This is a genomic window from Isoptericola sp. NPDC056573, assembly GCF_042793335.1.
Lineage (GTDB): Bacteria > Actinomycetota > Actinomycetes > Actinomycetales > Cellulomonadaceae > Isoptericola.
In genome coordinates this window covers 229,649-256,608 of sequence record NZ_JBHTUY010000005.1, presented here as the reverse complement: position 1 = coordinate 256,608, position 26,960 = coordinate 229,649, and the positions used below count along the sequence as shown (strand labels likewise).

The window sequence follows — 26,960 nt, the reverse complement described above, 5'->3', positions numbered from 1 at the left end:
GCTCCTCCCCGGCGCCGGCACCGGGCGGGCGCACGCTGAGGGCATGAGCGTGCGGGAACCGGACGACGACGTGGTGGACCCGGAGGACGTCGCGCACGAGATCTTCGTGTACGACGCCGAGACGGTCCGCCGCGACGCCGAGCGCATCGGTGGCCGGCCCGCTCCGAGCCCGTTGACGTACGTGCCGGAGCTGGTGGACTTCACCGACTGACCGCAGGGCGGCCTCCGGGCGGGGGCGTCGGCGGGGCCCCGGCGCGCCCGCGTCCCGCCACCGGCCCGCGTGGCGGCCAGTAACCTGAACGGGTGCAGCTGCTGCGTGAGATCGTGTACCGCACCCCGCTGACCACCAGGTTCCGCGGCCTCGACGTGCGCGACGGCCTGCTGCTGCGGGGCGCCGCCGGCTGGGGCGAGCTGTCCCCGTTCTGGGACTACGACGACGCGGAGTCCGCGACGTGGCTGCGCGCCGCGCGCGAGGCGGCCGACGTCGGCTTCCCCGCCCCCGTGCGCGACCGTGTGCCGGTCAACGTCACCGTGCCCGCCGTCGGGCCCGAGCGGGCGCGCGAGATCGTGCTCGCGTCGGGCGGCTGCCGCACCGCCAAGGTGAAGGTCGCGCAGCGCGGCCCCGCGGTCGACGGGCGACCTGGCCCGCTCGAGCCGCTGACGGCGGAGGAGGCCCGCGTCGACGCGGTCCGCGCCGCCCTCGACGAGCTGCACGGTCCCGGCGTCGGGGCGATCCGGGTGGACGCCAACGGCGGCTGGTCCGTCGACGAGGCGCTCGCCCGCATCCCGGTGCTCGACGCCGCCGCCGGTGGCCTGGAGTACGTCGAGCAGCCCTGCGCCACCGTGCCGGAGCTGGCCGCCGTGCGCCGTGGGCTGCGCTCGCCCGTCCCGGTCGCCGCCGATGAGTCGATCCGTCGCGCCGCCGACCCGCTGCGGGTGGTGCGCGAGGACGCCGCGGACGTCGTCGTGCTCAAGGTGCAGCCGCTCGGCGGCGTGCGCGCCTGCCTCGACCTCGCCGAGCAGGTGGGGCTGCCGGTCGTGGTGTCGTCGGCGCTGGAGTCGTCCGTCGGCCTCGCCGCCGGGGTCGCGCTCGCGGCGGCGCTGCCCGACCTGCCCTACGCCTGCGGCCTCGCGACGTCGCAGCTCCTCGCCCACGACGTCGTCGCCGACCCGCTGCTGCCGGTGGACGGCGCGCTGCCGGTGCGCCGTCCCGGACCCGACGCGGACGCCCTCGCCGCGGCCGAGCCCGACACCGCGACGCGTGAGCGCTGGCTCGCCCGGTACGCGCGACTGTCCGCCCTGCTCGAGGAGGCTGCATGAGCGCCGTCCTGCCGCCGTCGCTCGTCGCGGCGCGGGCGCTCGTGACCGACCTCGCGCTGCAGGGGGTGCGGGACGTCGTGCTGGCGCCCGGGTCCCGGTCCGCCCCGCTCGCGTACGCGCTCGCCGAGGCCGCGGACACGGGACTGCTCACGCTGCACGTGCGCGTCGACGAGCGGTCCGCCGGCTTCCTCGCGCTGGGCCTCTCGCGGGGGGCCGAGCCCGTCCTCCGCGGCGTCGGGGACGGCGAGCAGGTCGCGCTGCCGCGGCCGGTGGCCGTCGTCACGACGTCCGGCACCGCCGTCGCCAACCTCCATCCCGCGGTCCTCGAGGCGCACCACACCGGCGTGCCCCTCGTGGTGCTCGCGGCCGACCGGCCGCACGAGCTGCGTGGCACGGGCGCCTCCCAGACCACCGACCAGGTGGGGATCTTCGGTATCGCCGTGCGGTACGACGTGGACCTCCCCGCCCCGGACGGGCGCGCGGGCGAGGTGCGCGACCTGCTCGGCACGCTCGGCCGGGCGCTCGCGGCGGCGCAGGGACTGCGCGACGGGCACCCCGGCCCCGTGCACGTGAACGTCGCGTTCCGCGACCCGCTGCACCCGCCGGAGCCGCTCGCGCCGGTCCCGCCCGAGGAGACCTGGCCCGCCGGCTTCCGCCGCACGGCCGTCGTCCCCCCCGCCCCGGCCCCGGGCGACGACCCGGCGCTGCACGGCGACCCCGCACGCACGCTCGTCGTCGCGGGCGACGGCGCCGGAACGGTCGCCCGCGCCGTCGCGGAGGCGCAGGGCTGGCCGTTGCTCGCCGAGCCGTCGTCGGGGGCGTGCGGCGGGCCGAACGCGGTCGCGGCGTACCGCTCGGTGCTGGGCGTCGACGAGCTCACCCGCGACGTCGAGCACGTCGTCGTCTTCGGCCGCCCGACGCTGTCCCGCCCCGTGCAGCGGCTGCTGGGGCGGCCCGACGTCGTCGTCACGGTCGTCGCGCCGGGCGGCGGGCCGTGGCCGGACGCCGCCCGCAACGCCGAGGTCGTCGTCCCCGCGCTCGCCGACCGGTGGTCGTCGCCGACGGCGCCCGTCGGGGCCCGCGCCGGCGACGGCGGCGGATTCCTCGACCGGTGGCTGGCCGCCGGACGCGCGGCCGCCGCCGTCGTGGACGCCGCGACCTCGGACGCCGCCGTCGCCGAAGGGCTGCTGACGGCCCCTCATGCCGCGCTCGCCGTCGCGCGCGCCGTCGCGTCGGTGCTCGGACCCGACGACCTGCTCGTGGTCGGCTCGTCCAACCCCGTGCGCGACCTCGACCTCGTGCTCGGGCTGGACCACCCCCAGGCCGGCGACCTGCCCGACGTGCTCGCCAACCGCGGGCTGGCCGGCATCGACGGCACCGTGTCGACCGCGACGGGAGTCGCGCACGCCGCCGCCCGACAGGGCCGCCGCACGCGCGCGCTGGTCGGCGACCTCACGTTCCTGCACGACGCCGGAGGCCTGCTGCGCGGCCCGCACGAGCCGCCCGTCGACCTGGAGATCGTCGTGGTGAACGACGACGGCGGGTCCATCTTCGCCACGCTCGAGCACGGCGAGCTCGCGACGTTGTCCCCGCAGGGCGCCGCCACCTTCGAGCGCGTCTTCGGCACGCCGCACGGCGCCCACCTCGCCCAGCTGTGCGCCGGCTACGGCGTGGACCACCAGCTGGTGCTCGACGTCGGCTCGCTGCGGCACGCCCTCCAGGCGCCGACGCGCGGCGTGCAGGTGATCGAGGTGCACGTGCCGCGCGCCGACCGGCTCGCCGAGACGCGAGATCTCGCGGCCCGCGTCGCCGCCGCGGTACGGGAGGCGCTCTGACCTGCGACGACACGATTCGCAGGAAGTTCTCAGGTTGAACCAAGCGCCCCGCCAGGATGGGGTGGTCTCCTGGAGGCACACATCGAGGAGGGCACCATGAGCACCGACACCCCGGGCGCACCGCAGCCGTCGGGCGCCGACGAGCCGAACCGGAGCGCGAACCCCGCTGAGCAGCCGACCGAGCGGCCGGCCGTCCAGCCGGGCGAGCAGCCGGGCGCCGCGGACCGCACCGCGCCGCAGCCGGCCACGCAGGACACCCAGCACCTCATCGTCCAGCCGACCCAGCAGCTCCCCACCCAGGGGCCCCCGCAGCCGCCCGCTCCGCAGCAGGCGTCGCAGCAGCATGGCGCGCAGCAGCACGGCGCGCAGCAGCCGCGCTACGGGCAGATGGCTCCCGGGTCGCCGTACTCCACGCAGCAGCACCCGCAGGGTGCGCCGCAGCAGTACCCGCAGGCGCAGCACCCGCAGCAGGGTCAGCACCCGCAGGGCCAGCCGTACGGCCAGGGCCCGGGCAACCCGTACGCCCTGGGCCAGACGTCCTCGCAGCAGGGGCCCGGGGGAGGGACCGCCACCAAGCGCGAGCGGTCCGTCTGGGTCCCCGTGGCCAGCGCGGCCGTCATCGCGGCCGTCCTCGCGAGCCTGGGTACCGCCGCGGCGACCGGCGCGTTCGACGCGGGCAACCCGTCGTCGCTGGCGAGCGTCGGCTCGTCCGCGCAGTCCACCGACGAGGCCCCGGTCAAGAACTCGACCTCGAGCAACCCGGACTGGGAGGCCGTCACGACGGCCGTGGCCCCGTCCGTGGTCGCCATCCAGGTGCAGAGCCAGTCCGGCGGCGCCGAGGGCTCCGGCGTGATCTTCGACGACCAGGGCCACATCGTCACCAACAACCACGTCGTCTCGGGCGCGCAGGACGACACCGTGCAGGTCACCCTGTCCGACGGCCGCCTGTACGAGGCGACCATCGTGGGCACCGACCCGACCACCGACCTGGCCGTCGTCAAGCTGAAGAACCCGCCGGACGACCTGAAGCCCGCGTCGTTCGGCTCGTCCGACGACGTCACGGTGGGCGACGCCGTGCTGGCCGTCGGCAACCCGCTGGGCCTGGCGAACACCGCCACCACGGGCATCGTGTCGGCGGTGGACCGCCCGGTCTCGGCGTCGGGGGAGGACGGCAGCACGCAGGTCGTCACCAACGCGATCCAGATCGACGCGGCGATCAACCCCGGCAACTCCGGCGGCCCCCTGTTCAACGCGCAGGGCCAGGTCATCGGCATCACGTCGTCGATCGCGACGATGTCGAGCGGCATGAGCGGCGAGCAGTCCGGCTCGATCGGGCTCGGGTTCGCCATCCCGGTGAACCTCGCGACCAACATCGCCGACCAGCTCATCAAGGACGGCTCGGCGGAGCACGCCTTCCTCGGCGTGACCATGCAGGACGCGACGGCCACGGCCGACGGCGTCACCCGCCGCGGCGCCCAGGTGGCCGAGGTGTCGTCCGGGTCTCCCGCCGCGGACGCCGGTCTCCAGGCCGGCGACGTGATCGTCGCGATCGACGACGACGCCGTCAACGGCGCCGAGTCGCTCACCGCGTACGTCCGGGAGAAGGCGGCCGACCAGAAGGTCACGCTGACCTACGTCCGTGACGGCAAGACGCAGACGGTCGACGTGACCCTCGCGGTCCGCGACGAGTCGGCCACGGATCAGGGCGGCTCGGGGCAGAACGACCAGAACGGCCAGGACCCGAACGGCCAGAACGGCCAGGACGGTCAGGGCCAGGACGGCCAGGGTCAGGGTGACCAGAACGGTCAGGACCAGGGCCAGGGCGGTTCCGACTCGACCGACCCGGGCAACCTGCCCGGCTGGCTCGAGGACCTGCTCCAGGGCGGCAGCGGCAACAACTGAGCCGCGGCCGGCCGGTCCGCGCACCGGCCGGCCGCACCAGCAGCCCCGCGGGCCTGCGACGACTCCCCCTCCCCGTCGCGGCCCGCGGGGCTTTGCCGTGCGCGGACCGGCGGGTCCGAGGGGGAGCGCGGCGGGTTGGCTCAGTCGGCCGCGGGGTGCAGTGCGGCGAGGACGCCGAGCGCGCTGCGCTCGAGGAAGTCGGCGAGGTCGGACGGGGCGATGTCGGGGTCGGTCGCGGCCTCGACGAGCGCCTGCTCGGCGAACGAGATCCAGGAGTGCAGCGCGACCTCGAGCAGGGGGGTGGGGGCGACGCCGATCTCCTGGAAGGCGTCGCGCAGGTGCCCGGCCAGCACGTCGCGCGCGTGCTGGATGGTGGCGCGCACGTGCTCGTCGCCGGAGGCCGCGCCGCGCACGAGCGAGTAGAAGGTCGCGTCGTGGTCGTGCACGAACTCCACGAACCGGTCGAGGGTGTCGCGCAGGCGTTCGCGCGGCGGCAGCTCGGGCCGCGGCTGCGTGGCGTGCAGCATCGCGTCGCGCGCGGTGCGGACGATGGCGGAGTGCAGGCCCTGGCGGTTGCCGAAGTAGTAATGGACGAGCCCGGGGGAGACGCCGGCCTGCGCCGCGAGGTCCTCGACGGTGACGGCCTCCAGGGGCCGGTCGGCCAGCGCGGCTACCCCGAGCGCGACGAGCTGCTGCCGGCGTTCGTCGGGGCTCATCCGGGTGCGTCGCGCGACTGCCATGACCCGAGCATATGGCCGTTTCACGAGGTGACGGCGTCGCCCGCAGGGTGAAGCGCCGCGGGCAACCGTTGCTATTGACGGCGCCTCAGTAAGGGGCGTACCGTCGCCACTCGTCGGCGACACAGGGGTCGCCATGTCGTCTGTTGGAGGGGAAATGAAGCTCAGCGCACTGACGCGCACGCGTCGAGGCCGTGCGATGCTCGCGGCGGTCCCGACGGTGGCGGTGATCGGCGTCCTCATGGGCGGCGTCGCCCAGGGCGCCGTTCCGGTGTCGATGGCGATCTCGGGCCAGCAGTTCAAGATCGCGGCCGACAAGCTCGACGGGACCGGCTTCTCGCAGTACGCCGGCGAGTCCAAGGACGCCGACGGCAAGTCGCGCCCCGTGGCGATCGCCAACATCAAGGACGCGACGCTGCACAACCTGTGCCAGTCGGTGAAGGTCCCCGGCATGCCGCTGGGCCTGCTCATCTCCGCGGGGACCAACCCCAAGAACCCGGTCACGGCGACCGACCTGCAGATCGGCATGAGCGACCTGCGCGGCACCGCGCAGTTCAACCAGATCCGGATCGGCGTCGACGCCTCCACCGTGAACACCAAGGCGCACGGCAGCAAGGGCGACTTCGCGATGGACTCCGACGCGATCACCATCGACGACCTCAAGCAGGTCTCGACGAGCACGTCGGCCGCGGTCTTCAAGCTCACCGACCTGCACCTGAAGATCTCCGACGGCACCGAGTGCTTCTGAGCGGCCCCGGCGACCAGGGAGACCAGGCGTGAGCGACGAGAACACCTCGATCCCCGAGGCGTCCCCCGAGCCGTCCGCGGCGTCGACCCCGGAGGTGCCGGCCACCCGCCGCCAGCGGTTCGCCGCCTGGCGGCGGGACCGGCCCTTCTGGGGCGGCACGCTCGCGATCCTGTCGGGCCTGGTGCTGTGGTTCTCCGGCCGGCTGCAGATCGACAACTTCGAGATCCAGCTCGGCATCGAGGGCATGCAGTCGACGCTGCTGCCCGTGGCGCTGGTGCTCCTCGGCGCCCTCGTGATGACGCAGCCGCAGTTCCGCGTGTTCTACGGCGTGATCACGCTGGCGATCTCGGTCTACTCGCTGCTGGGCGTGAACCTGGGCGGCTTCGGCGTCGGCATGGTCCTCGGCGTCGTCGGCGGCATCCTCGCGGTCTCGTGGATGCCGCGGCCCGCGGCCGAGGCCGCCGAGGCAGAGCCTGCGGCGGACGACGTGCCCGCGACGGCGCCGGACCGCGACGCCGCCCCGGCGCCCGCCGACCCGCGAGAGGTGCAGGAGGTCGGCCTCGCCGAGCTGCTGCCGTTCGACGAGGAGCCGGCCCGCGGCGGCCGGCACGTGGCCGTCGTCGCGGCGGTCGCCGTGCTCGCCCTCGGGGGCACGGGGACGACGGCGGTCGAGGCGGCCGCGGCGCCCGCGTCGCAGGTGCGCGCGGCGTCGGACTGCTGGGACCCGCTGGGGTGGCTCGAGTGGGCCTGCGGCAGCGACGACGACGAAGAGTCGACGCCCAGCCCCTCGCCGTCCGCGTCTCAGGACGCCGGCGGTTCCGGCGAGGCCACGGACGACAGCAGCACCGGGGCGACGGACGACGGTGCGTCCGCCGGCGACGGGACGGCCGCCGACGCGTCCGGCGCGGATGACGACGCCCCGAAGGGCGCCGACGCGAAGGACGCCGACGGCAAGGACGCCGACAAGGACGGCAAGGCCGAGGAGGACACCCCGGCCGAGGAGCAGGCGCAGGACGACGTCGAGAAGGAGTTCAAGCTCGAGCTCGGCCCCTGCGCGCGGATCACGTTCGGCGGCGAGTACGACATCAACGTCTCGTTGCCGGGTGACTGCGGCAAGCGCGAGGACGCCAACGTGTTCTCCGTCGACGGCGAGCTCGAGACGCGGGACCTGCAGCTGCCGCTCACCGGCATCAACGGCATCGACGTGGTCAACGTACCGGTGACGAACGGCGGTCCCCGCCGCGACGCGCTGCGGATCAACGTCGACTACGTCAAGGTGCCGGGGTTCTGGCTCAAGACCTACGCCGACAACAACGGCAAGGTCGGCGGCACGGTCACCGACGCGGACTACGTGTCGATGGAGGGCGACGCGCAGATGTACATCTCGTCCATCCACGCGGACCTGCCCGACGGGGACGACTGGGCCGAGCTGGGCGAGAAGATCGCGGCGGGCGCGTCGCCGGTCGAGATGCTGCTCGGTCTGACCGACGCGCGGATCGGCCTCATGGGGGCCACCTCGGACAAGCAGGTCTGGTCCGGTTTCCGCGAGCAGGTCTGGGAGGAGTAGGCGCCTCGGCGTCGGGCGTCAGTCCGCGCCGAGCGCCCACCGCATGGGCACGAGCTTCGCCTCGGACTCGGCGAGCTCGGCCTCCGGGTCGGAGGCGGCGACGATGCCGCAGCCGGCGAACAGCCGCACGTGCCGCGGGTCGGCGGCCGAGAGCTCGGCGGACCGCAGCGCGATGCCCCACTCGCCGTCGCCGTCGGCGCCGACCCACCCGACCGGACCGGCGTAGCGGGACCGGTCCATCCCCTCGATCTCGCGGATGAGGTCGCGGGCGACGTTCGTCGGCGTCCCGCACACGGCGGCCGACGGGTGCAGCGCGGCCGCCAGGGTGAGCGAGGACGGCGCCCGCCCGGCCGCGTCGCGGCCGTGGTCGAGGACGCGGTCGAGGACTCCCGTGACGTCGGACGCGAGGTGCATGACGTTCGGCAGGTGCAGCACGAACGGGGCGTCCGGCACGTTCATCGACGAGCAGAACGGCTCGAGCGCGGCCGCCACGGAGCGCACGGCGTACTCGTGCTCCTCGAGGTCCTTGGAGGAGCGGGCGAGCTGCGCCGCGTGCAGCAGGGCGTCGTCGTCCGACATCCCGGCCTCGCGGCGGATGGTGCCCGCGAGCACGCGGGAGGTGACGAGCCCCTTCTCGCTGCGCACCAGGAGCTCGGGGGTGGCGCCGACCATGCCGGAGACGGAGAACGTCCAGCAGGCCTCGTAGCGGTCGGCGAGGCGGCGCAGCAGCCACCGCGGGTCCAGGGGGTGCTCGGTGGTGGCGAGGACGTCGCGCGCCAGCACCACCTTCTCGAGGTCTCCCGACTGGATGCGGGCCACGCCCTCGCGCACGACGGCGGGCCAGTCCGCGGCGGCGACGGCACCGTCGGCGAAGCGGACCCGGCCGGGGGCGGCGACGTCCGTGCGCGGCTCGCGGCGCAGGGCGGCGGTGCCCGGCACGGCGTCGAGGCTCGCGCCGGGGGTGATGGTGGTCATCCAGGTGACGCCGGCACGGCGCCCGACGACGACGCGCGGCACCACGAGCGACCCGTCCGGCCGCGGGTGGCCGGCGTCGTCGCCGTCCTGGTCGTCGAGCTGGCCGGCGTCGTCGAAGGCGAAGGTGCCGAACGCGACGGGCCCCGTGCCGGGCAGGCGCACGTCGTCGCGCACCACGGCCCGCTGGAGGGTGGCCTGCCAGGCGGCCTCGGCGTCGGCGAACCGGCCGGGCCCGAAGGTGTCGAAGCGGAGCGCCTCGCCCCAGCCGACGATGCCGTCGCCGCGCCGCACCCAGCTCAGCGGGCGGGTGTCCGGCAGGAGGTCGACGAGGGCGGTGAGACCGCCGGGAAGGTCGTCGATCCGGGAGGTGCGGACCAGGAGCGCGAGGGGCTCCGTGGCCGGCGCTGTCGCGGGATCGGGGCTGGTGCCGGTGGTCGTGCCCGGGTGGGGGCGCGGCGCCGGCAGGGGCGTGGCGGACATCGGCTCCAGGGTACGCCCGACGGTCCGCCACGCCCCGCTCACGGTGCGCGGCTCAGCCCCGTGTGCTGCACCGACCACTCACCTCGAGGTCGCCTCGCCCTCCCGGCGGTTGGACCGGTTGAGCACGCCGTCGTCGGCGAGGTCCTCGAGCTGCTCGTCGTCGACGGCCTTGCTCGCGGTGCCCTTGACGAAGACCGAGGGGTTCTCGGGCGTGCCGGCCTTGATGTGGTTGAACAGGATGTTCAGCAGGATCGCCATCAGCGCGGCCGAGCTGATCCCCGAGTGGAAGATGGTGCCGAACCACGTGGGGAACTGGTCGTAGAAGTCGGGCTTCGCGATCGGGATCATGCCGAACGAGATCGACGCCGCCACGATGATGAGGTTCATCGAGTTCTTGTAGTCGACCTTGGCCAGGGTGCGGATGCCCGACGCCGCCACCGACCCGAACAGCACCACGCCGGCGCCGCCGAGCACGGGGGTCGGGACGGCGGCCACGACGCGGCCCAGCACCGGCAGCAGGCCGAGGACCACGAGGATCACGCCGCCGGCCGACACCACGAAGCGTGACTTCACGCCGGTGATCGCGACCAGGCCCACGTTCTGGGCGAACGCGGACTGCGTGAACGAGCCGAAGACCGGCGACACGACGGACGACGCCATGTCGGCGCGCAGGCCGTTCGCGATCCGCTTGCGGTCCACCTTGGTGCCGACGATCTCGCCGACGGCGATGATGTCCGCGGTCGTCTCCGTGAGCGTCACCAGGATGACGATGAGCATCGAGACGATGGCGGCGACCTCGAACGTCGGCGCGCCGAAGCTGAACGGCGTCGGGAACGCGAACACCGGGCCCTCGCCGACGCCGGCGAAGTCCGCCATCCCGAGGGCGAGCGCGATCAGCGTGCCGGCGACGATCGCGATGAGGATCGACAGCCGCGAGACGACGCCGGAGCCCACCTTGGACAGCAGGATGACGATCGCGAAGGTGAGGAACGCGAGCCCGATGTTGCTCGTGGAGCCGTAGTCGGGCGCCTCGGCGTTCCCGCCCATCGCCCAGTTCGCCGCCACCGGCATGAGGGTCAGGCCGATCGTCGTGATGACGACGCCGGTGACCACGGGCGGGAAGAACCGGATGATCTGGGCGAAGAACGGCGTGATGAGGAACCCGATCGCCGACGCGACGAGCACCGCGCCGAGGACGGCGGGGATCCCGCCGCCGCCCCCGACGATCGCGACCATGGTCGAGACGCCGGCGAACGACACGCCCTGCACCAGCGGGAGCTGGGAGCCGAAGAACTTGATCCCGACCGTCTGCAGGATCGTCGCCAGGCCGCCCATGAAGAGCGAGGCGGCGATGAGCGTGCCGATCTCCGCCGAGGTGAGCCCGGCGGCGCCGCCCACGATGAGCGGCGGGGCGATGATGCCGCCGTACATCGTCAGGACGTGCTGGAAGCCGTACCCGAACGTCGCGCCGATCGGCAGGCGCTCGTCCTCGGGGCGGGCGGGACCGGTCGCCGCGCGGGTGGTAGCGGACCGTGACATAGCGGACCTCCTCGTTCGCTATCGATGGTCTTCACTCTTCCGGTGTGCGGAAGAAGCCTTCCACTATTCGACCGGCAAGTGTGATCTGTGTCAACCCCTTCCGGGGGGTGGATCTGGGACCTTCTGCGGCCTCAGCCCGCGACGAGTCGGCGCGCCGCCTCACGGTGCTCGGCCAGGAGGGCCGGCAGGTCGAGGCCGACCACCGCGCCGTCGACGACGCGCCACCCGCCGCCGACCATCACCCGGTCGGCGCGGTCCGCGCCGCACAGCAGGAGCGCGGCGACCGGGTCGTGCGAGCCCGAGAAGCGGGGCTCGTCGAGCCGCCACAGCGCGAGGTCGGCCTGCTTGCCGACGGCGAGCACGCCGAGGTCGTCGCGCCCCAGGACGCGCGCGGAGCCGCGCGTGGCCCAGCCCAGGGCGCGTGCGACCGGCACGGAGGCGCCGTACTTGAGCCGCTGCAGGTACAGCGCCTGGCGGGCCTCGGGCATCATCGTCGACGCGTCGTTCGACGCGGAGCCGTCCACGCCGAGGCCCACCGGCGCGCCGGCGTCCTCCAGCTCCAGCACCCGTGCGATCCCGGACGCGAGCCGCATGTTCGACGTCGGGCAGTGCGCCACCCCGGTGCCCGCCGCGCCGAGCCGGGCGATCTCGGCGTCGTCGAAGTGGATGCCGTGGCCCAGCCAGGCCCGGTCGGTGAGCCAGCCGACCGACTCGAGGTAGTCCACCGTGCGCATGCCGAACCGCTCGCGCAGGAAGTCCTCCTCGTCGATCGTCTCCGCCAGGTGGGTGTGCAGGCGCACGTCGTGCCGCTCGGCCAGCTCGGCGGTGTCGCGCATGGTCGAGGGCGTCACCGAGAACGGCGAGCACGGCGCCAGCGCGATCTGCACCCGCGCCCCCTCGCCCCGCTCGTGGTACGTGGAGATCAGTCGCTCGGAGTCGGCCAGGATCGTGTCCGGGTCCTGCACCACGGACTGCGGCGGCAGCCCGCCGTCGTCCGTGCCGAGCGACATCGAGCCGCGCGTCAGCGTGGCGCGCATCCCGAGCTCGCGGACCGCCGCGACCTGGATGTCGATCGCGTCGTCCAGCCCCGCCGGGAACACGTAGTGGTGGTCGGCCGCCGTGGTGCAGCCGGACAGCAGCAGCTCGGTCAGCGCGACCTTCGTCGCGAGCTCGTGAGCGCGGGGCGTGAGGCGCGCCCAGACCGGGTAGAGCGTGGTGAGCCAGGGGAACAGCTCGGCGTCGGCGACCGGCCCCCAGGCGCGCGTGAGGGTCTGGTAGAAGTGATGGTGCGTGTTGATCAGGCCGGGCGTGACCACGTGCTCGGACGCGTCGAACGTCTCGCCGACCGGTGCCGACGGGCTCGCACCCGCCGCGACCAGCTCGGTGATCACGCCGTCCGCGACGACGACGCCGCCGCGGGCGTCGGGGGCGTCGGGCCCGTCGTCGGCGGTGAAGACGGCCAGCGGGTTCTTGATCCAGATGCTCATCGGTGCCTCCATGGCGGCGGCACCGGGGGAGCGGCGCCGCGTCGCGCCGGCTCAGTGGTCCTGTCTGCCGATCCAGGGAGCGACAGCACCGCGCCGTCCTCTGCCGCGACGGTAGGTGAGCGGCGCTCGGCGCGTCAACGGTGCGTGCGACCATGACGTCCATGTCCCGCGCCAGCCTGGAGAAGAAGCCCGCCGAGGTCGCGTCGATGTTCGACGGGATCGCCGAGCGCTACGACCTCGTCAACGACCTCGTCTCCCTGGGCCAGGACCGGCGGTGGCGCCGCGCGGTGGTGGACGCCGTCGCGGCCGTCCCCGGCGAGCGGGTGCTCGACCTCGCGGCCGGCACCGGCACGTCGAGCGAGCCGTTCGCCGCCGACGGCGCGCTGGTGGTGCCGTCCGACTTCAGCCTAGGCATGCTCGCGGTGGGCAAGGAGCGCCGTCCGGACCTGTCGTTCGTCGCGGGCGACGCCACCCGGCTGCCGTTCGCGGACGGCGCGTTCGACGCGGTGACGATCAGCTTCGGGCTGCGCAACGTGGTGGACACCGACGCCGCGCTGCGCGAGATGCTGCGCGTCGTGCGTCCCGGCGGGCGGGTGGTGATCTGCGAGTTCTCCACGCCCACCTGGGCGCCGTTCCGCACGGTGTACATGGAGTACCTCATGCGCGCGCTGCCGGTGGTGGCGGGCGCCGTGACGCGCGACCGCGGGTCGTACGACTATCTCGCCGAGTCCATCCGGAGCTGGCCCGACCAGGCGGCCCTCGGCCGCCGGATGATCGGGGCCGGCTGGGACCGCGTGTCCTACCGCAACCTCACCGGCGGCATCGTCGCCCTGCACCGGGCCGTGCGCCCGGCCTGACCGCGTCGCGCGGTCCCGACCTCGGGCTTTGACGTCCCCGAGGGCCCCGGCGTATCGTCGCTTCGATCCTGAAACGATTCAAAGACGACGTTCGGCACGACGACGTACGCAGGGAAGGCACGGTCGATGACGACACCACACAGCGCGACGCGCCCGACGCAGGGCGGCGGGACCCGCCTGCACGGCTACCGGGCGACCGTCGCGGTCGCGATGTCCAACTACATCGAGGCGGGCTCGATCATCGCGCTCGCCACCAGCCTCACGCTCTGGCAGGAGCACTTCGGGCTGAGCAACCTCGCCGTCGGGCTCGCCGCGGCCCTGAGCGCCAACGCGTTCGGCGCGGCGGTGGGCGCCATGATCGGCGGGCCGCTCGGCGACCGGTACGGGCGCAAGTTCATCTACACCTACGACCTGCTGCTCTACATGCTCGGCACGGCCTTCATCGTGTTCGCCGGGGCGCCGTGGATGCTGTTCGTCGGCATCGTCCTCACCGGCATCGCCGTGGGCGCGGGCGTCCCCGTGGCGTGGACGTACATCGCGGAGGAGGCCCCCGACGACCAGCGTGCCCGGCACGTCGGCACCGCCCAGCTCGCGTGGTCGCTCGGGCCGTTCGTCGGCTTCGTGCTCGCGACGGCGCTGGTCCCGCTCGGCCTGCTGGGCAGCCGCATCATCTTCGCGCACCTGTTCGTCATCGCCTTCGTCACCTGGTGGGTGCGGCGCGGGCTCGCCGAGTCCGACGTCTGGAAGCAGTCGAACGCCAAGCAGGTCGCCCTCGGCCGCAAGCGGCGCGGCTTCCGCGAGCTGATCTCGCACCCGCAGAACGTCAAGGCGCTGCTGTTCCTCGTCGGCGTCTACGCCCTGTGGAACACGGTCGCCGGGCAGGCCGGCATCTTCATGCCCCGCGTCTACCAGACCGCGGGCGTCGAGAGCGCCGTCGCGCAGAACCTGCTGCAGGTGCTGGTGTGGGGCCTGACGTCGGCCGCCACCTTCTGGGGCTTCATGAGGTACGGCGACCGGGTGAGCCGCCGGCTGCTCTACGGCATCGGCGCGGTCATGGCCGTCGCCGCGTGGATGATCCTCGCCTTCGTCCCGCACGTCTCGATGCCCCTGCTCATCGCGTACGCCGTCCTGTGGGGCGTGTCCGCCGGCATCGGCGCGCAGGCGTTCTACGCGCTGTGGACCGCCGAGCTGTTCGCCACGGCGTACCGCGCGTCGGCGCAGGGCGTGCTGTTCTTCGTCGCCCGCATCGCGGTGGGCCTGCTCAGCTACCTGTTCCCGACGATGCTCGCCGAGCAGGGTGTGCCGTTCGTCGGCGGCATCATGGTCGCGCTCCTGGTCGCCTCGCTCGTCATCGGCGTCGTGTGGACCCCCGACACCGCCGGCAAGAGCCTCAAGGAGATCGAGCAGGAGCGCTACGGCGCCGACCTCGACGACGCGGAGGTCTCGGGCGTCCGTTGACGCCATCGTAGGGATCCGTTCGGCAATGGGTGGGTCAGCTCGGCACGTGGCGGTGCCGAGCTGATCCACCCGCTGCCGAACAGATCGTGGTCAGCTGCCTGCCGTGCGGTCCTTGAGCGTGCTGCCCTGCTCCTTGGCGAACTCGGTCACGCTGCTCGTGACGTCCGAGACCTTGGCCTGCACGCGCGGGTCGTTCCAGGTCTCCGTCGCCCAGTCCTTGGCCTTGTCCAGCTGCTGCCGGCCCCTCTCGGTGCCGAGCAGGTAGCCGAGCGTCGCGCCGACGACGAATGCCGGTCCTGCCTTCATGTGTCGCGCCTCCTCGTAGGTCGTGCCGATGGTGTTGCTGCCGGTCGTGGTCGTGGGTCGTGCGCACGACCGTAGGCACGCCTGCCGTCGTACGCACCCCGCGACATGCCGACCGCGGCACCCTGCCGGACCTGCGGGGACGCGGGCCGGTGCGCCTGCGGCGCGCCTCCCGGGCGCAAGGAAGGTTTACCTTCCTACACAGCGCCGCCCGATCGTGACTAGAGTGCTCGCAAGAGTTGTGATCAGGTTCACAAGTCCGCCCCGGCACCGTCGCCGGGGCGCTTCGAGGGATCGAGGTGAGCACGTGCGGTCAGGTCGCGTCGACGACGCCGACGTCATCGTCGTGGGCGCCGGCCCGGCCGGTTCGTCCACGGCCCACTGGTGCGCCGCCGCGGGCCTCGACGTGCTCCTGCTCGACAAGGCCTCCTTCCCCCGCGACAAGGTGTGCGGCGACGGGCTGACTCCCCGTGCCGTCGGCGAGCTGGCCCGCATGGGGCTCGGCACCCGCGAGGACGACGGCTGGATCCGCAACGAGGGCCTGCGCGTGGTCGCGGGCGCCCGGTCGTGGGAGCTGCCCTGGCCCGACCTCGACTCGTACCCCGGCTACGGCATGGCCCGCGCGCGGACGTCGCTCGACCACCGGCTCGCGCAGCACGCGCAGGCGAGCGGCGCCAAGCTGCTCGAGCGCACCAAGGTGACCGGGCCCGTCCTCGACGAGCGCGACGGTCGCGTCGTGGGCGTGCGGGCGCAGGCCCTCGACGGCCGCGGTCGCGCCGACGGCGCCGAGACGACCTACCGGGCGCCCGTCGTGGTCGCCGCCGACGGCGTCTCCTCCCGCTTCGCCACCGGCCTCGGCATCGCCCGCCGCGACGACCGACCGCTCGGCACGGCGGTGCGCACGTACTTCCGCACCGAGGGCACGTCGCGGCACGAGGACGCGTGGATGGAGTCGCACCTCGAGCTGTGGGACGGCGCCCCGGGGGCGTCGAACCTGCTGCCGGGCTACGGCTGGATCTTCGCGCTGGGCGACGGCACCGCGAACGTCGGTCTCGGCTCGGTGAGCTCCACGCCCGCCCGTCAGTCCGCCCACGGGCACGACTACAAGGGCCTGATGCAGGCCTGGATGCGCAACGCCCCCGCGGAGTGGGGGTTCACCCCCGAGAACCAGGTGGGGCCGATCCGCGGGGCCGCGCTGCCGATGGGCTTCAACCGCACGCCCCTGTACCGCGACGGCGCGGTGCTCGTGGGCGACGCGGCCGGCATGGTCAGCCCGTTCAACGGCGAGGGCATCGCCTACGCCCTGCAGGCGGGCCGCGTCGCGGCCGACGCGATCGCCCAGGCGCGCACCCGCGCCACGGACGACGCGCGCGAGCGGACGCTCGCCTCCTACGGGGACCGCATGCGGGCCGACCTGGGCGGCTACTACACGCTGGGCCGCTGGTTCGTGCGGCTCATCGAGCACCCGCAGATCATGCGGATCTGCGTGCGGTACGGGCTGCCGCGGCCGGTGGTCATGCGGTTCGTGCTCAAGCTGCTGTCCGACTGCTACGAGCCGCGCGGCGGTGACTGGGTGGACCGGGTCATCGCGGGGCTCACGAGGGTGGTCCCGGCGGCATGAGCGCACACGAGCACAAGGGAGTGGTCGAGATGCACGAGGTCGACGAGCGCGCGGCCGTGCGGACGGGGGTCCTGCGATGACGAACCCGTACGTGCCGGTCCTCATGCTCATGGGCGTAGCCCTGGTGCTCGCCGTGGGCGGCGTGGCGGCGAGCGCCGTCATCGGGCCCAAGCGCTACAACCGGGCCAAGCTCGACGCGTACGAGTGCGGCATCGAGCCGACGCCGCACGCGGTCGGCGGTGGGCGGCTGCCGGTCAAGTACTACCTGGTGGCGATGACGTTCATCGTCTTCGACATCGAGGTCGTCTTCCTCTACCCGTGGGCGGTGGACTTCGCCGTGCTGGCCGGCTTCGGCCTCGTCGCGATGCTCACGTTCCTCGCCCTCATCACCGTCCCCTTCGTCTACGAGTGGCGGCGCGGGGGCCTCACCTGGGTCTAGGCCCGCACGCACGACCAGCACCACCCAGCACGACCAGCACCACCCAGCACGACACGGCACAACGGACGGCATCGGCGCCGAGGATCCTCACGCCGATGTTCACGAAGGGGAGGGGTCATGGGCCTGGAAGAGGCTCCGTCGGGCTTCCTGCTGACGACGATCGAGGACCTGGCGGGCTACCTGCGCAAGGCGTCCGTCTGGCCGGTGACGTTCGGGCTGGCGTGCTGCGCCATCGAGATGATGGCGGCCGGCGCGTCGCGGTTCGACCTGTCGCGGTTCGGCATGGAGGTCTTCCGGGCCTCGCCGCGTCAGGCGGACCTCATGATCGTGGCGGGCCGGGTGAGCCAGAAGATGGCGCCCGTCGTGCGGCAGGTCTACGACCAGATGAGCGAGCCCAAGTGGGTGCTGTCGATGGGCGTGTGCGCGTCCAGCGGCGGCATGTTCAACAACTACGCGATCGTGCAGGGCGTCGACCACATCGTGCCGGTCGACGTCTACCTGCCCGGCTGCCCGCCGCGCCCGGAGATGCTCATCAACGCGATCCTCGCGCTGCACCAGCACATCCAGGACTCGCCGCTGGGCGTGAACCGCAGGGAGGCGGCCGCGGCCGCCGAGGCGGCGGCGCTCGAGGCCACCCCGACGTTCGAGCTCAAGGGGCTGCTGCGATGACCGGCGAGCTCGTCCCCGAGGGCGCCCCGGACGCCCGCCGGCCGGAGGTCGTCGAGGTGCGGCACGGCATGTTCGGCGTCCGCGGCTCCGGCGACACCTCCGGGTACGGCGGCCTGGTGCAGCCGGTCGCGATGCCCGCCGCCGCCACGAGGCCGTACGGCGGCTGGTTCGACGAGGCCGTGGACGTGCTGGCCGAGGTGCTCGGCGAGGCGGGGGTCGCGTTCGACGACGCGGTGGAGCGCGTGGCCGTCGACCCGCACACCGACCCGCCGAGCCCCCACGCCGAGCTCACGCTGCACGTGGCGCGCGAGCACCTGCTGGCCGTCTGCCGGGCGCTGCGCGACGACCAGGACCTGCGGTTCGAGCTCAGCCTCGGGGTCTCGGGCGTGCACTACCCCGACGACGCCGGGCGCGAGCTGCACGCCGTCTACCACCTCACCTCGGTGACGCACGGCCGCCGCGTGCGGCTCGAGGTGTCGGTGCCCGACGCCGACCCGCACGTCCCGTCCACCACGTCGCTGTACCCCACCAACGACTGGCACGAGCGCGAGACCTGGGACTTCTTCGGGATCGTCTTCGACGACCACCCCGGACTGGCGCGCATCGAGATGCCCGACGACTGGCCGGGCCACCCGCAGCGCAAGGACTACCCGCTCGGCGGCATCCCCGTGGAGTACAAGGGCGCCACGGTGCCGCCGCCGGACACGAGGAGGTCTTACTCGTGAGCACTGGAACCTTCAGCGCCACCCGCCCGCCCACCGCCGACGAGTTCGACCCGGGGATCCCCGGGTTCGAGGCGTCGGGGGGCGACTGGGACGAGATCGCCCGCGAGGCCGTGGGCGAGGAGCGCATCGTCGTCAACATGGGCCCCCAGCACCCGTCGACGCACGGGGTGCTGCGCCTCATGCTGGAGATCGACGGGGAGACGGTCACCGAGGCCCGCTGCGGCATCGGCTACCTGCACACCGGCATCGAGAAGAACATGGAGTTCCGCACCTGGACGCAGGGCACCACGTTCTGCACCCGGATGGACTACCTGGCGCCGCTCTTCCAGGAGACGGCGTACTGCCTCGCCACCGAGAAGCTGCTCGGCATCACCGACGACGTGCCGGAGCGGGCGTCGATCATCCGCGTGCTGATGATGGAGCTCAACCGGGTGGCGTCCCACCTCGTCTGCCTGGGCACGGGCGGCAACGAGATGGGCGCGACGACGGTCATGACGATCGGCTTCACCGCCCGTGAGGAGATCCTGCGGCTGTTCGAGGCGGTCACCGGGCTGCGGATGAACCACGCGTACGTGCGGCCGGGCGGCGTCGCGCAGGACGTGCCGGACGGCTTCGAGGACCAGGTGCGGGCGGCGCTGCCGAAGATCCGCCACTACCTCGGCCAGCTCGGCGACCTCATGCTCGCCAACCCGATCTTCAAGGCGCGCCTCACCGACGTCGGCGTCCTCAACCTCGCCGGCTGCATGGCGCTGGGCGTCACCGGCCCGGTGCTGCGCTCCACGGGGCTGCCGTACGACGTGCGCAAGGCCTTCCCGTACTGCGGGTACGAGACGTACGACTTCGACGTGCCGACCTCGACCGACGCGGACTGCTACTCCCGCGTGGTGCTGCGGATCGAGGAGTGCTACCAGTCGCTGCGCATCGTGGAGCAGGCGCTCACCCGGCTCGAGGCGACCTCGGGGGCACCGGTCATGGTGGCGGACAAGAAGATCGCGTGGCCGGCGCAGCTCGCGGTCGGCGGCGACGGTCAGGGCAACTCGCTCGACCACATCCGCCAGATCATGGGTACCTCGATGGAGGCCCTGATCCACCACTTCAAGCTCGTCACGGAGGGCTTCCGGGTGCCGGCCGGGCAGGTGTGGCAGACCGTCGAGCACCCGCGCGGCGAGCTGGGCGTGCACGCGGTGTCCGACGGCGGCACCAAGCCGTACCGGGCGCACTTCCGCGACCCGTCGTTCAACAACCTCCAGGCCGTGTCGGTGATGTGCGAGGGCGGCCAGGTGGCCGACGTCGTCGTGGCCGTCGCGTCCCTGGACCCCGTGCTGGGAGGGGTCGACCGATGACGGCAGAACCCACGAGCGCCCGTTCGGCCACGCGGTACGACGCCGACACGCTCGCGTCGCTGGCGGCCGACGCCGCCGCGATCAAGGCGCGCTACCCCGACCCGCGCTCCGGCCTGCTGCCGATGCTGCACCTGGTGCAGTCGGTGGACGGGTACGTGAGCCGCGACGGCATCCTGTTCTGCGCCGAGCAGCTCGGGATGACGCCCGCCGAGGTGAGCGCCGTCGCGACCTTCTACACCCAGTACAAGCGGCACCCCAACGGCACCTACACGGTGGGCGTGTGCACGAACACGCTGTGCGCGGTGATGGGGGGTGACGCGATCTTCGACGAGCTGAGCGAGCACCTCGGCGTCGGGCACGACGAGACCACCGACGACGGCGCGATCACGCTCGAGCGCGTCGAGTGCAACGCCGCCTGCGACTACGCGCCGGTCGTGATGGTCAACTGGGAGTTCTTCGACAACCAGACGCCGGAGTCCGCCACGGACCTCGCCGACCGCCTGCGGGCGGGCGAGCAGGTGGCGCCCACGCGCGGCGCGTCCTCGGTGTGCGGCTTCAAGCAGATGAGCCGCGTGCTCGCGGGGTTCACCGACGGCCGCGCGGACGAGGGCGTGGGCGCGGGGGAGCCGACGCTCGCCGGGCTGCGGCTGGCGCGCGCCGCGGCCGCCGTCGACGGCGGGGAGCCGTCCGGCGGGCCCGCCGCGTCGCCCGACGGTGAGTCCGCGGCGTCGTCCGCCGAGGTGCCGCCGGAGACCGGGACGGCGCAGTCCGGCGCGGAGCGCAAGCCCACGACCGAGGACGATGTCGAGCCGAAGGGTGGCAGCGATGACTGATCTCATGCCGGTGCTCACGGACACGTGGGACGCCGACCGGTCGTGGAAGCTCGCGTCGTACGAGGCCGCCGGCGGGTACGCGGGGCTGCGCAAGGCCCTGGCGACGGAGCCCGCCGACCTCGTGCAGACGGTCAAGGACTCGGGCCTGCGCGGCCGCGGCGGCGCCGGCTTCCCGACCGGCATGAAGTGGGGCTTCCTGCCTCCGCCGGACGGCGGCCCGCGCTACCTCGTGGTCAACGCGGACGAGTCCGAGCCGGGCACGTGCAAGGACATCCCCCTGATGCTGGCGAGCCCCCAGCACCTGGTGGAGGGCATCGCGATCACGAGCTACGCGATCGGCTGCCACCACGCGTTCGTGTACGTGCGCGGGGAGGTGCTGCACGTGTACCGGCGGCTGCTGGCCGCGGTGCAGGAGGCGTACGACGCCGGGTACCTCGGCAAGGACGTGCTCGGCTCCGGCTTCGACCTGGACGTCACCGTGCACGCGGGCGCCGGCGCCTACATCTGCGGCGAGGAGACGGCGCTGCTCGACTCGCTCGAGGGCAAGCGCGGCCAGCCGCGGCTCAAGCCGCCGTTCCCCGCGGTCGCGGGCCTGTACGCGCGGCCCACGGTGGTGAACAACGTCGAGTCCATCGCGTCGGTGCCCGGCATCGTGGCGCGCGGCGCGGACTGGTTCGCCGGCATGGGCACCGAGAAGTCGCAGGGGCACGGCCTGTTCTCCCTGTCCGGGCACGTGACCCGGCCGGGCCAGTACGAGGCGCCGCTCGGCATCACGCTGCGCGAGCTGCTCGACCTCGCCGGCGGGATGCGGGCGGGGCACGAGCTGAAGTTCTGGACTCCGGGCGGGTCGTCGACGCCGCTGTTCACCGCCGACCACCTCGACACCCCGCTCGACTACGAGTCGGTGGGCGCGGCGGGCTCGATGCTCGGCACCCGCGCGCTCCAGCTCTTCGACGACACGACGTGCGTGGTCCGCGCGGTCAGCCGGTGGACCGACTTCTACGCGCACGAGTCGTGCGGCAAGTGCACGCCGTGCCGCGAGGGCACCTACTGGCTCAAGCAGGTGCTGCACCGCATCGAGGCGGGGCAGGGCGAGGAGCGCGACGTCGACCTGCTGCTCGACCTGTGCGACAACATCCTCGGCCGCGCGTTCTGCGCGCTCGGCGACGGCGCGACGTCGCCGGTGACGTCGAGCATCCAGCTCTTCCGCGACGAGTACGAGGCGCACCTCACCGGCCGCGGGTGCCCCTTCGACCCGAGCGCCAGCGCGCTGTTCCCGTACACCCCCAAGCAGACGCCGGCGCTCGCCGGGGCGGGAGGTCACTGATGACGGCGACCACGGACAAGTCGACGGCGGCCGCGCCTCCGGTGGAGACGGTCACGCTCACCATCGACGAGGTCGAGGTGACCGTGCCGAAGGGCACGCTGATCATCCGCGCGGCCGAGCAGGTGGGCATCCAGATCCCGCGGTTCTGCGACCACCCGCTCCTCGAGCCCGCCGGCGCGTGCCGGCAGTGCCTGGTCGAGGTCGCGATGCCCGACCGCGAGGGCAACGTGCGGCCCATGCCGAAGCCGCAGGCCTCGTGCACGATGACGGTCACGCCCGGCATGGTCGTCAAGACCCAGCGCACGTCGCCGGTCGCGGACAAGGCGCAGCACGGTGTCATGGAGCTGCTGCTCATGAACCACCCGCTGGACTGCCCGGTGTGCGACAAGGGCGGCGAGTGCCCCCTGCAGAACCAGGCGATGACCAACGGGCGCGCGGAGACGCGGTTCGAGGACGTCAAGCGGACCTTCCCCAAGCCCATCGCGGTGTCCACCGAGATCCTGCTGGACCGGGAGCGCTGCGTGCTGTGCCAGCGCTGCACCCGGTTCAGCGACGAGATCGCGGGCGACGCGTTCATCGCGCTGCAGGAGCGCGGCGCGCACCAGCAGATCGGCCGGTTCGACGAGACGGTGCTGGACTTCACGCCCCCGCCCGGCGAGCCCGCCGAGGCGACGTTCGGGTCCGCCGCGGCCACGGCCGGCGGGCAGCCCTTCGCGTCGTACTTCTCCGGCAACACCGTGCAGATCTGCCCGGTGGGCGCGCTCACGGGCGCGGCCTACCGGTTCCGGTCCCGGCCCTTCGACCTGGTGTCGACGCCGGGGATCTCCGAGCACGACTCGTGCGGCTCGGCGATCCGCGTCGACCACCGGCGCGGCGTGGTGCTGCGCCGGCTGTCGGGGGAGGACCCTGCGGTCAACGAGGAGTGGATCACCGACAAGGACCGCTTCGCGTTCACGTGGCAGGCGGCGCCCGACCGGCTCACGGTCCCGCTGGTGCGGGACCGGGTGCTCGGCCAGGACGGCGCCGTCGTGTCCCGCGGCGAGCTGCGCCCCGCGTCGTGGGTCGAGGCGCTCGAGCTGGCGGCCGAGGGCCTGGCCGCGGCCCGCGCGGCCGGCGGGGTCGGGGTGCTGCCCGGCGGCCGGCTGACCGTCGAGGACGCGTTCGCCTGGTCGCGCTTCGCGCGCACCGTGCTCGGCACCGACGACGTCGACCAGCGGGCCCGCGTGGGCTCGGCGGAGGAGACGGCGTTCCTGGGCCACGCGGTGGCGGGCACCGGCATCGGCGTGACGTTCGGCGACGTCGAGGCCGCACCGGCCGTGCTGCTGGCCGGCCTGGAGGCCGAGGAGGAGGCGGGCGTCACCTTCCTGCGGCTGCGCAAGGGGGTGCGCAAGCACGGCACGACGGTGTGGTCGATCGCCCCGTTCGCGAGCCGCGGCCTCGCCCGGCTGGAGGGCGAGCTGCTGCCCGCCGCCCCCGGCACCGAGGCGGAGTGGCTGGGCATCCTCGCCACCCGGGCGGGCGGCGGTCTGGTGCCCGCGGACTCGGACGCGGGCACGCTGGGCGCCGTCGCCGACGGCCTCGCGACGCCCGGCGCGCTGATCCTCGTGGGCGAGCGGCTCGCGTCGGCGCCCGGCGCCTACGGGGCGGTCCTGCGGCTCGCGGAGGCCACCGGCGCCCGTGTCGCCTGGGTCCCGCGCCGCGCGGGGGAGCGCGGCGGCCTCGAGGCGGGCCTCCTGCCGGGGCTGCTGCCCGGCGGACGCCCGCTGACCGACGCCGCGGCCCGTGCCGAGGTGGCCGCGGCCTGGGGCGTCGACGCCGACGCGCTGCCGTCCGCCCCGGGGCGCGACGTCGCGGAGATCCTCGACGCCCTCTCGGTCGGCCAGCTCGGCGGCGCCCTCGTCGGTGGCGTCGAGCTCGCCGACCTGCCCGACCCGGCGCACGCCCGGCGGGCGCTCGGCGCGGCGGGCTTCGTGGTCTCGCTCGAGGTCCGGAGGACCGAAGCCGTCGAGCTCGCTGACGTCGTGCTTCCTGTTGCTCCTCCCGTCGAGAGGGCGGGGTCGTACTGGAACTGGGAGGGCCGCGTCCGCGCGTTCGGCCAGGCGCTGGAGTCCGCCGCGCTGCCCGACCACCGGGTGCTCGACGCGTTGGCCGCGCAGGCGGGCGTCGCGCTCGGCGCGGCGACGCCGCTCGACGCGCACCGGGCGATCGCGGCCCTGCCTGCGTGGGGCGGCACCCGCGTGCCGGCCCCGCAGGCCGAGCCGGTCGAGCCGCCCGTGGTGCCGGCCGGGTCCGCCCTGCTGGCGAGCTGGCACCTGCTGCTCGACGACGGGGCCCTGCAGGACGGCGAGCAGTTCCTCGCCGGCACGGCCAAGCGGCCCGTCGCGCGGATGTCGGCGGCCACGGCGGCCGCCGTCGACGTGTACGACGGCGACCGGGTGACCGTGGCCACCGACCGCGGGACGGTGACGGTGCCGGTCGCGATCACGGAGATGGTCGACCACGTCGTGTGGCTGCCGCTCGCGTCGCGCGGGTGCCGGGTGCACGACACGCTCGGCGCCGCGCCGGGCGACCTGGTGCGCATCGGACCGCCGGAGGCGGTCGCCGCCGGCGGGGTCCCAGGCTCGACCGACGAGAAGGCACAGGGAGGGGCCGCATGATCCCCGGGGTCGCGTCCGACTTCAGCAACGACTGGCTGTGGGTGTCGCTGATCAAGGCGGTGCTCATCGTCGTCTTCCTCCTGACCAGCGTGCTCTTCGCCATCTGGTTCGAGCGCAAGGTCGTGGCGCGCATGCAGGTGCGCCCCGGCCCCAACTGGCACGGCCCGTTCGGCCTGCTGCAGTCGCTCGCGGACGCGATGAAGCTGCTGCTCAAGGAGGACGTGAACGTCACCCGGGCGGACCGGATCGTGTACCTGCTGGCACCGATGATCTCGGTGTTCTGCGCGCTGCTGGTGTTCGCGGTCATCCCGTTCGGGCCCGAGGTGACGATCCCGTTCACCGACTACACGACGCCGGCCCAGCTGACCGACTTCCCGGTGGCGGTCCTGTACGTGCTGGCCTGCGCGTCGATGGGCGTCTACGGCATCGTGCTGGGCGGCTGGTCGTCGGGCTCCACCTACCCGCTCCTCGGGTCCGTGCGGTCCACGGCCCAGGTGATCTCGTACGAGCTCGCCATGGGGCTCTCGCTGGTCAGCGTGTTCATCATGGCCGGCTCGATGTCGACCTCGCAGATCGTGGCGTCGCAGACCAGCATCTGGTGGTTCCTGCCGCTGCTGCCCGCGTTCGTCGTCTACGTCATCTCGATGATCGGCGAGACCAACCGGCTCCCGTTCGACCTGCCGGAGGCCGAGGGCGAGCTCGTCTCCGGCTACATGACCGAGTACAGCTCGATGAAGTTCGCCTGGTTCTTCCTGGCGGAGTACATCAACATGCTCAACGTCTCCGCCGTCGCCACCACCCTGTTCCTCGGCGGCTGGCGGGCGCCGTGGCCGCTGTCGGCGATCAACGACGGGATGTTCAACACCGGCTGGTGGCCGGTGCTGTGGTTCCTGGTCAAGCTCTGGCTGGTCATGTTCGTGTTCGTCTGGGTGCGCGGCACGCTGCTCCGCCTCCGCTACGACCAGTTCATGTCGTTCGGCTGGAAGGTGCTCATCCCGGTCGCGCTGGTGTGGGTCGTGGTGCTGAGCGTGTTCCAGTACCTCGGCCTCGCGGGCGTCACCCGCACCCAGCTCATCACCGGCGTCGCGGTCGCGGCGGTGGTCGTCATCGGCCTCCTGTGGCTCTGGCCCGACCGGAAGGCGAAGGCCGCCGACGGCGCCGGTCCACCGGGCGGCTCTCGCCGTCCGGCCGGGGACTTCGACGCCTTCGCCGACGGCTTCCCCGTGCCGCCGCTCCCGGGCCAGGCCCTGCCGCCGTCGCCCCGCGCGCGCCGGCACGTGATGCAGGCCGCCGACGTCCCGGGCGCGTCCGCCGCCCCCGACCCCGCCGTCGACCGATCCGAGGAGACGCGATGACCGACAAGCCGTACGAGCCGCTGCGCCCGTCCAAGGGGCCGCTCGGGGAGCTGTTCGCCCCGGTGGCCGGGTTCGGCGTGACGTTCTCGTCGATGTTCCGGCCCACGGTGACGGAGCAGTACCCCCGCAAGAAGACGGCGCCGCAGCGCCGGTACCACGGCCGTCACCAGCTCAACCGCTACGCCGACGGCCTGGAGAAGTGCATCGGCTGCGAGCTGTGCGCGTGGGCGTGCCCGGCGGACGCGATCTACGTGGAGGGGGCGGACAACGCCGAGCTGCCCGACGGCGCGCACCTGTCGCCCGGTGAGCGCTACGGCCGCGTCTACCAGATCAACTACCTGCGCTGCATCTTCTGCGGGCTGTGCATCGAGGCGTGCCCCACGCGGGCGCTCACGATGACCAACGACTACGAGCTCGCGGGCCCCGACCGCGCCGGGATGATCTACGAGAAGCAGGATCTCCTCGCCCCGCTCGCCGAGGGGATGCTCGCCGCGCCGCACCCGATGGTCGAGGGGACGACGGACACCGAGTACTACCGCGGCGAGGTCACCGCGCCGACGGCGCAGCAGGTCGACTGGGTGCGCGAGCACCGGCCCGACGACCCGACCCTGGACGCCGCCGCCCGCGTGGTGCACGGGGACGCGCCGCCCCCGACCCCACGTCGGCACCGGCTGCGCGGCAGCGCCACCAAGGCCGCCGTCGCGACCCGGCAGGCCGCCGAGGGCGGTCATGTGGCGACGCTGCCCACCCCCGACCTCACGGACGGCCGGCCGTGACCGCGTC

Annotated in this window: 23 protein-coding genes; 18 read left to right on the top strand and 5 right to left on the bottom strand. The window is 73.6% G+C overall.

Annotated elements, in window-relative coordinates:
- Nucleotides 1-43 precede the first annotated feature (43 nt).
- The 4 genes from ACFQ8E_RS11060 (at nt 44) to ACFQ8E_RS11045 (ending at nt 5,057) form a co-directional block, all read left to right on the top strand.
- Nucleotides 44-211: a hypothetical protein gene (locus ACFQ8E_RS11060; protein ID WP_430550592.1), complete on the top strand. Its 168-nt coding sequence runs from the start codon at nt 44-46 to the stop codon at nt 209-211.
- Nucleotides 212-303: 92 nt separating this feature from the next.
- Nucleotides 304-1,320: an o-succinylbenzoate synthase gene (locus ACFQ8E_RS11055; protein ID WP_430550591.1), complete on the top strand. Its 1,017-nt coding sequence runs from the start codon at nt 304-306 to the stop codon at nt 1,318-1,320.
- On the top strand, nt 1,317-3,155 hold the full coding sequence (gene menD / locus ACFQ8E_RS11050; RefSeq protein WP_430550590.1) for a 2-succinyl-5-enolpyruvyl-6-hydroxy-3-cyclohexene-1-carboxylic-acid synthase: 1,839 nt from the start codon (nt 1,317-1,319) through the stop codon (nt 3,153-3,155). Before ACFQ8E_RS11055 ends, menD begins: the two co-directional genes overlap by 4 nt.
- Before the next feature lie 96 nt (nt 3,156-3,251).
- Complete coding sequence (locus ACFQ8E_RS11045) at nt 3,252-5,057, top strand: trypsin-like peptidase domain-containing protein (protein ID WP_430550589.1); 1,806 nt, start codon at nt 3,252-3,254, stop codon at nt 5,055-5,057.
- Nucleotides 5,058-5,197: 140 nt separating this feature from the next.
- Here the strand turns inward: ACFQ8E_RS11045 and ACFQ8E_RS11040 are convergent, their stop codons facing one another.
- Nucleotides 5,198-5,797 carry a TetR/AcrR family transcriptional regulator gene (locus ACFQ8E_RS11040; protein WP_430550588.1) on the bottom strand — a complete coding sequence of 200 codons (600 nt, stop codon included), beginning with the start codon at nt 5,795-5,797 and terminating at the stop codon, nt 5,198-5,200.
- Nucleotides 5,798-5,951: 154 nt separating this feature from the next.
- On the opposite strand from ACFQ8E_RS11040, the gene ACFQ8E_RS11035 reads away from it, so the two are divergent.
- A complete protein-coding gene (locus ACFQ8E_RS11035) occupies nt 5,952-6,542 on the top strand; it encodes a DUF6230 family protein (RefSeq protein WP_430550587.1) in 591 nt (196 codons plus the stop codon).
- A 28-nt stretch (nt 6,543-6,570) separates the two neighbouring features.
- Nucleotides 6,571-8,109, top strand: a complete 1,539-nt coding sequence (locus ACFQ8E_RS11030) for a DUF6114 domain-containing protein (RefSeq protein WP_430550586.1) — start codon at nt 6,571-6,573, stop codon at nt 8,107-8,109.
- Between the two features lie 18 nt (nt 8,110-8,127).
- Here ACFQ8E_RS11030 and ACFQ8E_RS11025 read toward each other — a convergent pair whose 3' ends face one another.
- The 3 genes from ACFQ8E_RS11025 to ACFQ8E_RS11015 all read right to left on the bottom strand — a co-directional run bounded on the left by ACFQ8E_RS11025 (nt 8,128) and on the right by ACFQ8E_RS11015 (nt 12,590).
- Nucleotides 8,128-9,564, bottom strand: coding sequence for an isochorismate synthase MenF (locus ACFQ8E_RS11025; RefSeq protein WP_430550585.1), 1,437 nt, complete (start codon nt 9,562-9,564; stop codon nt 8,128-8,130).
- A gap of 78 nt (nt 9,565-9,642) precedes the next feature.
- Nucleotides 9,643-11,103, bottom strand: coding sequence for a nucleobase:cation symporter-2 family protein (locus tag ACFQ8E_RS11020; RefSeq protein ID WP_430550584.1), 1,461 nt, complete (start codon nt 11,101-11,103; stop codon nt 9,643-9,645).
- A 131-nt stretch (nt 11,104-11,234) separates the two neighbouring features.
- On the bottom strand, nt 11,235-12,590 hold the full coding sequence (locus tag ACFQ8E_RS11015) for an 8-oxoguanine deaminase (RefSeq protein ID WP_430550583.1): 1,356 nt from the start codon (nt 12,588-12,590) through the stop codon (nt 11,235-11,237).
- Nucleotides 12,591-12,751: 161 nt separating this feature from the next.
- Here ACFQ8E_RS11015 and ACFQ8E_RS11010 point away from each other — a divergent pair, with 161 nt between their 5' ends.
- Together ACFQ8E_RS11010 and ACFQ8E_RS11005 are read left to right on the top strand one after the other, a co-directional pair.
- Nucleotides 12,752-13,447, top strand: a complete 696-nt coding sequence (locus ACFQ8E_RS11010; protein ID WP_430550582.1) for a demethylmenaquinone methyltransferase — start codon at nt 12,752-12,754, stop codon at nt 13,445-13,447.
- A 126-nt stretch (nt 13,448-13,573) separates the two neighbouring features.
- Nucleotides 13,574-14,905 carry an MFS transporter gene (locus ACFQ8E_RS11005; RefSeq protein WP_430550581.1) on the top strand — a complete coding sequence of 444 codons (1,332 nt, stop codon included), beginning with the start codon at nt 13,574-13,576 and terminating at the stop codon, nt 14,903-14,905.
- 90 nt (nt 14,906-14,995) lie between these two features.
- On the opposite strand, the gene ACFQ8E_RS11000 is transcribed toward ACFQ8E_RS11005, so the two are convergent.
- A complete protein-coding gene (locus tag ACFQ8E_RS11000; RefSeq protein ID WP_430550580.1) occupies nt 14,996-15,211 on the bottom strand; it encodes a YtxH domain-containing protein in 216 nt (71 codons plus the stop codon).
- A 304-nt stretch (nt 15,212-15,515) separates the two neighbouring features.
- Between ACFQ8E_RS11000 and ACFQ8E_RS10995 the strand changes: the two genes are divergently transcribed.
- From ACFQ8E_RS10995 to nuoI, 10 genes are all read left to right on the top strand, one after another.
- Nucleotides 15,516-16,829 carry a geranylgeranyl reductase family protein gene (locus ACFQ8E_RS10995; protein ID WP_430550579.1) on the top strand — a complete coding sequence of 438 codons (1,314 nt, stop codon included), beginning with the start codon at nt 15,516-15,518 and terminating at the stop codon, nt 16,827-16,829.
- 76 nt (nt 16,830-16,905) lie between these two features.
- Nucleotides 16,906-17,268, top strand: coding sequence for an NADH-quinone oxidoreductase subunit A (locus ACFQ8E_RS10990; protein ID WP_429735904.1), 363 nt, complete (start codon nt 16,906-16,908; stop codon nt 17,266-17,268).
- Between the two features lie 117 nt (nt 17,269-17,385).
- The gene (locus ACFQ8E_RS10985; RefSeq protein WP_380245150.1) at nt 17,386-17,937 is read left to right on the top strand and encodes a NuoB/complex I 20 kDa subunit family protein; all 552 of its coding nucleotides are present in this window, start codon (nt 17,386-17,388) and stop codon (nt 17,935-17,937) included.
- A complete protein-coding gene (locus ACFQ8E_RS10980) occupies nt 17,934-18,662 on the top strand; it encodes an NADH-quinone oxidoreductase subunit C (protein ID WP_430550578.1) in 729 nt (242 codons plus the stop codon). Before ACFQ8E_RS10985 ends, ACFQ8E_RS10980 begins: the two co-directional genes overlap by 4 nt.
- Entirely contained in the window at nt 18,659-20,005 is a 1,347-nt protein-coding gene (locus ACFQ8E_RS10975) for an NADH-quinone oxidoreductase subunit D (RefSeq protein WP_430550577.1), read from the top strand. Before ACFQ8E_RS10980 ends, ACFQ8E_RS10975 begins: the two co-directional genes overlap by 4 nt.
- Nucleotides 20,002-20,838 (top strand): NADH-quinone oxidoreductase subunit NuoE, encoded by an 837-nt coding sequence (gene nuoE, locus ACFQ8E_RS10970; RefSeq protein WP_430550576.1) that lies wholly within the window; start codon nt 20,002-20,004, stop codon nt 20,836-20,838. The genes ACFQ8E_RS10975 and nuoE overlap by 4 nt, the downstream gene beginning before the upstream one ends.
- Nucleotides 20,831-22,165 (top strand): NADH-quinone oxidoreductase subunit NuoF, encoded by a 1,335-nt coding sequence (gene nuoF / locus ACFQ8E_RS10965; RefSeq protein ID WP_430550575.1) that lies wholly within the window; start codon nt 20,831-20,833, stop codon nt 22,163-22,165. Before nuoE ends, nuoF begins: the two co-directional genes overlap by 8 nt.
- Nucleotides 22,165-24,822 (top strand): NADH-quinone oxidoreductase subunit G, encoded by a 2,658-nt coding sequence (locus ACFQ8E_RS10960; RefSeq protein WP_430550574.1) that lies wholly within the window; start codon nt 22,165-22,167, stop codon nt 24,820-24,822. Before nuoF ends, ACFQ8E_RS10960 begins: the two co-directional genes overlap by 1 nt.
- Entirely contained in the window at nt 24,819-26,177 is a 1,359-nt protein-coding gene (gene nuoH / locus ACFQ8E_RS10955) for an NADH-quinone oxidoreductase subunit NuoH (RefSeq protein ID WP_430550573.1), read from the top strand. Before ACFQ8E_RS10960 ends, nuoH begins: the two co-directional genes overlap by 4 nt.
- Nucleotides 26,174-26,953 carry an NADH-quinone oxidoreductase subunit NuoI gene (gene nuoI, locus ACFQ8E_RS10950; protein WP_430550572.1) on the top strand — a complete coding sequence of 260 codons (780 nt, stop codon included), beginning with the start codon at nt 26,174-26,176 and terminating at the stop codon, nt 26,951-26,953. Before nuoH ends, nuoI begins: the two co-directional genes overlap by 4 nt.
- Nucleotides 26,954-26,960: the final 7 nt, after the last annotated feature.

Bases quoted from the DNA above. Each gene is read 5' to 3' on its own strand.
- menD (WP_430550590.1), top strand. From the start codon at position 1,317: ATGAGCGCCGTCCTGCCGCCGTCGCTCGTCGCGGCGCGGGCGCTCGTG.
- ACFQ8E_RS11000 (WP_430550580.1), bottom strand. From the start codon at position 15,211: ATGAAGGCAGGACCGGCATTCGTCGTCGGCGCGACGCTCGGCTACCTG.
- ACFQ8E_RS10985 (WP_380245150.1), top strand. From the start codon at position 17,386: ATGGGCCTGGAAGAGGCTCCGTCGGGCTTCCTGCTGACGACGATCGAG.
- ACFQ8E_RS11025 (WP_430550585.1), bottom strand. From the start codon at position 9,564: ATGTCCGCCACGCCCCTGCCGGCGCCGCGCCCCCACCCGGGCACGACC.
- ACFQ8E_RS11045 (WP_430550589.1), top strand. From the start codon at position 3,252: ATGAGCACCGACACCCCGGGCGCACCGCAGCCGTCGGGCGCCGACGAG.
- ACFQ8E_RS10990 (WP_429735904.1), top strand. From the start codon at position 16,906: ATGACGAACCCGTACGTGCCGGTCCTCATGCTCATGGGCGTAGCCCTG.
- ACFQ8E_RS11005 (WP_430550581.1), top strand. From the start codon at position 13,574: ATGACGACACCACACAGCGCGACGCGCCCGACGCAGGGCGGCGGGACC.
- ACFQ8E_RS10980 (WP_430550578.1), top strand. From the start codon at position 17,934: ATGACCGGCGAGCTCGTCCCCGAGGGCGCCCCGGACGCCCGCCGGCCG.
- nuoF (WP_430550575.1), top strand. From the start codon at position 20,831: ATGACTGATCTCATGCCGGTGCTCACGGACACGTGGGACGCCGACCGG.
- ACFQ8E_RS10960 (WP_430550574.1), top strand. From the start codon at position 22,165: ATGACGGCGACCACGGACAAGTCGACGGCGGCCGCGCCTCCGGTGGAG.
- nuoI (WP_430550572.1), top strand. From the start codon at position 26,174: ATGACCGACAAGCCGTACGAGCCGCTGCGCCCGTCCAAGGGGCCGCTC.
- nuoE (WP_430550576.1), top strand. From the start codon at position 20,002: ATGACGGCAGAACCCACGAGCGCCCGTTCGGCCACGCGGTACGACGCC.
- nuoH (WP_430550573.1), top strand. From the start codon at position 24,819: ATGATCCCCGGGGTCGCGTCCGACTTCAGCAACGACTGGCTGTGGGTG.
- ACFQ8E_RS11035 (WP_430550587.1), top strand. From the start codon at position 5,952: ATGAAGCTCAGCGCACTGACGCGCACGCGTCGAGGCCGTGCGATGCTC.
- ACFQ8E_RS11015 (WP_430550583.1), bottom strand. From the start codon at position 12,590: ATGAGCATCTGGATCAAGAACCCGCTGGCCGTCTTCACCGCCGACGAC.
- ACFQ8E_RS11060 (WP_430550592.1), top strand. From the start codon at position 44: ATGAGCGTGCGGGAACCGGACGACGACGTGGTGGACCCGGAGGACGTC.
- ACFQ8E_RS11040 (WP_430550588.1), bottom strand. From the start codon at position 5,797: ATGGCAGTCGCGCGACGCACCCGGATGAGCCCCGACGAACGCCGGCAG.
- ACFQ8E_RS11020 (WP_430550584.1), bottom strand. From the start codon at position 11,103: ATGTCACGGTCCGCTACCACCCGCGCGGCGACCGGTCCCGCCCGCCCC.
- ACFQ8E_RS11010 (WP_430550582.1), top strand. From the start codon at position 12,752: ATGTCCCGCGCCAGCCTGGAGAAGAAGCCCGCCGAGGTCGCGTCGATG.